General features: G+C 38.1%; 5 protein-coding genes. 2 read left to right on the top strand and 3 right to left on the bottom strand.

From position 1 onward, the window contains the following. Positions 1-48 precede the first annotated feature (48 nt). Together RTK36_RS03155 and RTK36_RS03150 are read right to left on the bottom strand one after the other, a co-directional pair. Positions 49-1,608, bottom strand: a complete 1,560-nt coding sequence (locus tag RTK36_RS03155; RefSeq protein ID WP_312044257.1) for a sensor histidine kinase — start codon at positions 1,606-1,608, stop codon at positions 49-51. Then, entirely contained in the window at positions 1,592-2,272 is a 681-nt protein-coding gene (locus tag RTK36_RS03150; RefSeq protein ID WP_442871331.1) for a response regulator transcription factor, read from the bottom strand. The genes RTK36_RS03155 and RTK36_RS03150 overlap by 17 nt, the downstream gene beginning before the upstream one ends. Before the next feature lie 650 nt (positions 2,273-2,922). On the opposite strand from RTK36_RS03150, the gene RTK36_RS03145 reads away from it, so the two are divergent. Beyond that, positions 2,923-3,966, top strand: a complete 1,044-nt coding sequence (locus RTK36_RS03145) for a TlpA disulfide reductase family protein (RefSeq protein ID WP_312044253.1) — start codon at positions 2,923-2,925, stop codon at positions 3,964-3,966. Positions 3,967-4,054: 88 nt separating this feature from the next. After that, the gene (locus tag RTK36_RS03140) at positions 4,055-5,341 is read left to right on the top strand and encodes a glycosyl hydrolase family 18 protein (protein WP_312044251.1); all 1,287 of its coding nucleotides are present in this window, start codon (positions 4,055-4,057) and stop codon (positions 5,339-5,341) included. Between the two features lie 167 nt (positions 5,342-5,508). On the opposite strand, the gene RTK36_RS03135 is transcribed toward RTK36_RS03140, so the two are convergent. Then, positions 5,509-6,217 (bottom strand): hemolysin family protein (locus RTK36_RS03135; RefSeq protein ID WP_312044249.1); only part of this gene is annotated, 709 nt, incomplete at its 5' end.

Below are 6,217 nucleotides of genomic sequence, written 5' to 3'. Positions count from 1 at the left end.
TCCCTTTTATTAGTTGAATCAAATAAACACAGAAACCTTAAGGAAAACTTAAAACTTACGGCTCTCTTCGCCTTCTTTTTTCATCTCATCCTTTTTGGTCTTGCCGCTTAACGCAAAGACATTGGTGAACGTGGTCCCTTCCCCCTCTGTACTTTCAACCAATATATGGCCAAAATGACTGTCTGCAATCCATTTTGCGATGGAAAGCCCTAACCCTGTGCCGGAAATCCCTTTATTTCTGGATTGATCCACACGATAAAAGCGGTCAAATATTTTAGACAAATGCTCTTTAGATATCCCTGCTCCATTATCACCAACAGAAACAAATGCATTCTTTTTATCTTTCCAAACACGAAGGGTGATCAAATCTCCGTCTTTTGTATATTTTAGTGCATTCTCAGCATGAATCCATAGAAGTTGCTTGATTAGATCGGGGTCTCCCCAAATTTCCGCCTTATCCTTTTCCTCAAATACAATTTTTCGGTTCACTTCAAGAACTTCCAGCTCTTTCACAACCTCCCCTGCAATTTCGTTTAAGGATACAAGCTTTTTCTGTACTAGCATACGATTCTGATCGCCTTTTGCTAAAAAAAGAAGCTTGCGAATCAATGCACTCATATGCTCTGTTTCGCTTAAAATGGAATCTATCGCCTCTTGCAAAATATCGGGGTCACTTTTTCCCCAGCGATTGATTAAGTTCGCGTACCCTTGAATAACAGAAATTGGTGTTCTTAATTCATGGGAAGCATCAGAAATGAACTGATTTTGACGCTGAAAAGAGCTCTCCAAACGATCAATCATTGAATTAAACGTTACCGTCAATTCCTTCATTTCATCATCAGGTCCATCTGTATTAATGCGCTGACTTAAATCTTCAATGGTGATACGCTCCGCTGCAGCACGAATTGCCTCTACTGGGCGCAGCATTCTCTGGCTTATATACCAGCCAATCAAAAAGGCACATAAGATTCCGATAACGTTTACCGTAGCAAGCTTGGTAATAAACCCTTGAAGAAAATTGGAATTAATTCCAATTGACTTAAATGCCTCCACACGATACTCACCCTTTTGTGTAGGGATAATTGTTGAGATTAACATAATTTGCTGCTGGCTATTATTTTCCAAAATGTATTCTGTGCAATTCTCCACTTTTTCTTTTTGGACGCTGATTTTAAATCCATCCTTGGCCAATGCTTTTTGCCCTTGATCATATAAATCGTCCTTATCCGCAAAAATCCCCTCTGGCGGGGGGAAATTTGTTTCTCGTAATTGCATCTGCAGTGGTTCTTCACCAAAATGACTGAAATAATAGGCATTCTCTTTTTTGGAATAAACATTGACCTCCACATATTTATTGTCTAATAAATCCCGAAGGGCCTCATTGTTCAAGCTTTTCCCCTGTTGAAGATAAGCATCAATATTGGAAATGGTGAGGGTAAGCTCCCTTCTAATAATATGCTGCTGTATTCCAGTAATATTTATAGTCATAAAGAAACTAATGACCAAAAGAGAGAAGGTGAAAATACCGCTATAGAGCAGCGTAATTTTTCTGGCAATTGCCATATGGCGTAAACCCCAAAAAAAGGATTGTTTATTCTTCCTTGACATAATACCCTACCCCTCGTATGGTATGAATAAATTTTTTCTGAAAAGCTTCATCTATTTTTGCTCTTAAATAACGTACATACACATCAACAACATTTGTTTCACCTATATAGCTGTAGCCCCAAACTTCGTTTAAAATTTGTTCTCTAGTTAAAACAATGTTTTTATTCTGCACCAAATACAAAAGAAGCTCATACTCCTTCTTGGTCAGTTCAACCACTTCTCCGCCAACGGTAACCAAGCGTTTCTCCGTATCAATTTCCAAATCCTGGACCTGTAAAATAACTTTTTTGGACATTTTATCTTCACAATGCTTAAATGCAACACGCATTCTTGCCAACAACTCCTCAATGGCAAAGGGCTTTGTCAAATAATCGTCGGCGCCACTGTCCAGGCCGGCAACCTTATCAATTACCTCATCCTTGGCTGTCAGCATAATAATGGGTACATTGGAATTCTTGCGAACTCTTCGGCAAATTTCAATTCCTGTCAGCCCTGGTAGCATAAGATCCAAAAGAATCATATCAAAATTCCCTTCGCTAATCAAAGCTATGCCCTCTCGGCCGTCATGACATACCGTTACTTGATATCCCTCATATCTTAACTCTAGCTCTACAAAACGTGCTAGCTTAACCTCATCTTCAATTAATAGAATCTTCTTTTGCATCATGATTCTTTTCTCCTTTACATTATTTTGGTATATTATACCATAAAACTTAAGAAAATAGTAAAATTTTGTCAATAAAACTTGTTTTCTTTCTTAACCCCTTTATTACTTAACTATTTTCTGTCTATACAAATAAATTATCCGTTTTTATCTCAATTTCAAAGTGAATAACCCCCCAAACCCTTTTGTATCATAGGTTCAGTACCAAAATTGAAGATGTTATTCAAGCCTCTTGGGAAATAAAAATAGTGAAATACAGACTTTCCTTAGACGTTAAGCGCATTGTTTCCGTTTTCATACTTGAAAAGTATACCTTTATGCAGTTAAAAGGATATTGTCATATCATTAGAAAGCAATTAAAAAATAAAACAAACTATTTTTTTCTGTCGATTTATCCATTGCGGCTGAAACAGTTTTTCTGTATAATGATGTGGCATGTTTAGCTCAGGCATTTCACAACGAAATCCATTCAGTCGCCGTTTAGATTTTATAAATAACGGACAGCCTTATGAAATGGTCTATTCATTAGAAAAGCCTGAACTTGTTATAAAAATCGGCTTTTTACACTTTTAGCTGTGCTCAATAACAACGCAAACAAAGATAAAACAAAGTAGATTCGTTTTATTTTATAACTTTTAGGAGGAATCAAAATGAGAAAACAACTGATAATTTTCCTCGCCCTTATTTTATCCTTGGGTATTTTAGGCGGATGCGGGAAAAAAGATGCAACTTTCCCTGAAAAAGGGAACGAAGAGAAAAAAACTGACTACCGCTTTGAGCAATGCGGCTTGGCATACAGCCTACCTAAGGAATGGCTCGAGCGCAAAAACGTGAATTTAATCCCCGTTACCTATGTAAAACCAGACGGAGAAATTTACGCCAAAATTGAATATGACTTTACACCCGATGAAAATATGGATGAATTAAATAACCCAGATTCCAAAATCCCAGTAGAAGAGTTAATGGTTCCTGTTTTTACCCTTTTGGTTGTGAAAGAAGAAAATATCGACTCCCAAAGTGTAAAAGATGAACTGGCACAGTTTAAAAACTGTGAGGAATTGCCCAAGCAAGAGAAGTATCACTTCTACTACCTCACGGACTATGTTGGCACAACCCCCAGATTTTCAAAAGACTCCACTGATACTTTTGAAACCCTAAAATCTGAATTGCCAATGTTGCAAAAAACCATTGAAACCTTTGTGCCCGACGAAGCATCTGTTCAAACCCAACTTGATGATAGTAAGGCATACCTTAATTTTATGTCTACTACCCTAACAGGTGATCCCATTACCAGTACGGTTTTTTATGATTATGATCTGACTGTTGTAAACTTCTGGGCATCCTATTGCTATCCCGATATTAACGAGTTAGCTACCTTGGAATCTTTTTATAAACAGCTTAAGGAAAAATATCCAAATGTTAATTTTGTTCAAGTTGTCATTGACCTGCCTGGTGAAAAAGCAGAGAACACAGTCAAACAGGCATACGAAGAGGCTGGCGTAACCTTTACCACAATCATTCCTGACCAAGCTATGGCCTCATGGATTATTGATAATCTAAAGGGTTTACCTACTACCTTCTTTGTAGATAATAAAGGTCGTCCGTTGGATACAAAAATCGAAGGCGTAAAAGATTTAGATTATTATATGGATACTACAGCAACAGCCTTAGATAAAGCAAAAGCAGAAAACTAAAGGAGGAATGCTTCCCCCATCAAGAACGCATTTATAATGCGTTCTTTTTTTGGATAAACCTGCATAAAATATTAGCGGAGGTGGGCCGATGATAATCCATGTAGTAAGTTCCGGTGACACAATTTATTCTATTGCAGAACAATATGACGTAAGTACAAGGCTGATTATGGAGAATAACGGAATAACCAATCCGAACCTATTAACTTTGGGGCAAGCTCTTCTGATTTTACAACCAGATGTAACCTATCAGGTACAGTCAGGGGATAGCATATTTACCATAGCACAGCGATTTGGCGTTTCGCCAAACGTGTTGCTACAAAACAATCCACAGCTTGCCATAACAGACACAATTTATCCGGGTCAAACCATAATCATCTCTTTTAAAGAACCCCCTCAAGAGGAATATCTGGTAAATGGGTATGCATATCCCTACATAGATGAGACTCTATTGAATCAAACTGTGCCTTATTTATCGTTTCTCTCTGTTTTCTCCTATGGTTTTCATGCCGATGGAGAACTGGTACCTCCTGATGATATGAACTTAATTTTGGCGGCAAGAGCCTTTGGTGCAGCTCCAATTTTAGTTTTAACACCCTTAGATGAAAACGGAAAATTTAGCAATAAGCTCATATCAGAAATGGTAAATAACCCTGAGGCAAGGGCAAATCTTATCTATAATCTTTTGGTTGTAATGGGGCAAAAATCATACTTTGGCATCGATGTGGATTTCGAGTTTGTTCTCCCCACAGATAAAGAGGCTTTTATTACCTTTCTTTCTGAATTACAAACGGCTATGAATGCAGTGGGATTTCGGGTTTTTGTTGCCCTTGCACCAAAAACTTCCTCAACCCAGCCTGGGCTTCTTTATGCCGCCCATGATTATAAACGAATCGGAGAAATTGCAAATTATGTGTTGTTAATGACCTACGAGTGGGGATATGCCTATGGACCGCCTATGGCTGTAGCACCATTGAACAAAGTGAAAGAGGTCTTAGATTATGCCATTCAGGAAATTCCACCGGAAAAAATAATCATGGGAATTCCTAATTATGGATATGACTGGACGTTGCCCTTTGCTATGGGCGAAGGCAGAGCAGTAACCTTAGGAAATCAAGAAGCCGTACAAATGGCTATGGATATTCGAGCAGAAATCCTCTTTGATGAGGTTGCTCAAAGTCCCTATTTCTTTTATACCAGCGAAGACGGTAGTGCCCATGTTGTATGGTTCGAGGATGCAAGAAGCATTAATGCAAAATTACGTACCGTAACAGAATATGGCTTTAGCGGAGTAGGTTACTGGAACCTTATGCGTCCTTTTATTCAAAATTGGATGCTAATCTCTAATGTATATGATATTAACAAATTTGCAATCTAAAGCCAAACTTGTATTGTAATTAGCAAAAACTTCATTTATTCCTTTCATCCTTGCCTTGAATCCTTTAAAAGTTTATTTCTTACAGTATTGAAAAGAAAAGCGGCGACCCATTGGGTTACCGCTTTTTATAATTGAAGTTAAACTGATGGGTTTTAAGTTGATTACTCTCATTCAGGGGCTTGATTTATATAAACTCGCAATTTTGAAATTCTGTTTTTGTCCATTTCTTCCACAACAAACTTTAAGCCATCGGACTCTAAAATCTCTCCACCTTCAGGGAAATTGCCTAATATCATCAACACATATCCCGCTATGGTATCTACCTCATCGGATTCTAGGCGACTGCCCACCATTTTATTGAATTCCTCTAAGCGGGCACCTCCATCCACCACATATTCATCCTCTTTAATGACCTCAATTTCATCCTGTTCATCATCATATTCATCAGCGATTTCGCCCATAATTTCTTCTATAATATCTTCCATTGTCGCCAAGCCGGAGGTTCCGCCATATTCGTCCAGCACCACAGCAACTGCCAAACGATTTTGTCGCATCTCTGCAAAAAGCACAGCAACAGGTTTCGTTTCGTAGGTGAAATAAGGCTCTCTCATATATTTTTCTGCGCTAAATTCATTTTTATCCACAAAAAATACATCTTTTACGTAGAGAATCCCTACGATATCATCAATATCCTCATCATACACTGGAAAACGAGAGAATCCTTCTTCATTTACCAACGCAACAAATTCCTCGTAACTCACATCACAAGAAACAGTTACCATATCTGTTCTAGGAGTCATAACGTCTTTCGCCTTGGCATCACCAAAGTCAAAGATATTGTTAATCATAATTCTTTCCTCTGACTCCAAAACACCT

The organism is Anaerotignum sp., from assembly GCF_031981185.1.
GTDB lineage: Bacteria > Bacillota > Clostridia > Lachnospirales > Anaerotignaceae > Chakrabartyella.
This window is presented reverse-complemented; position numbering and strand designations above follow the sequence as displayed.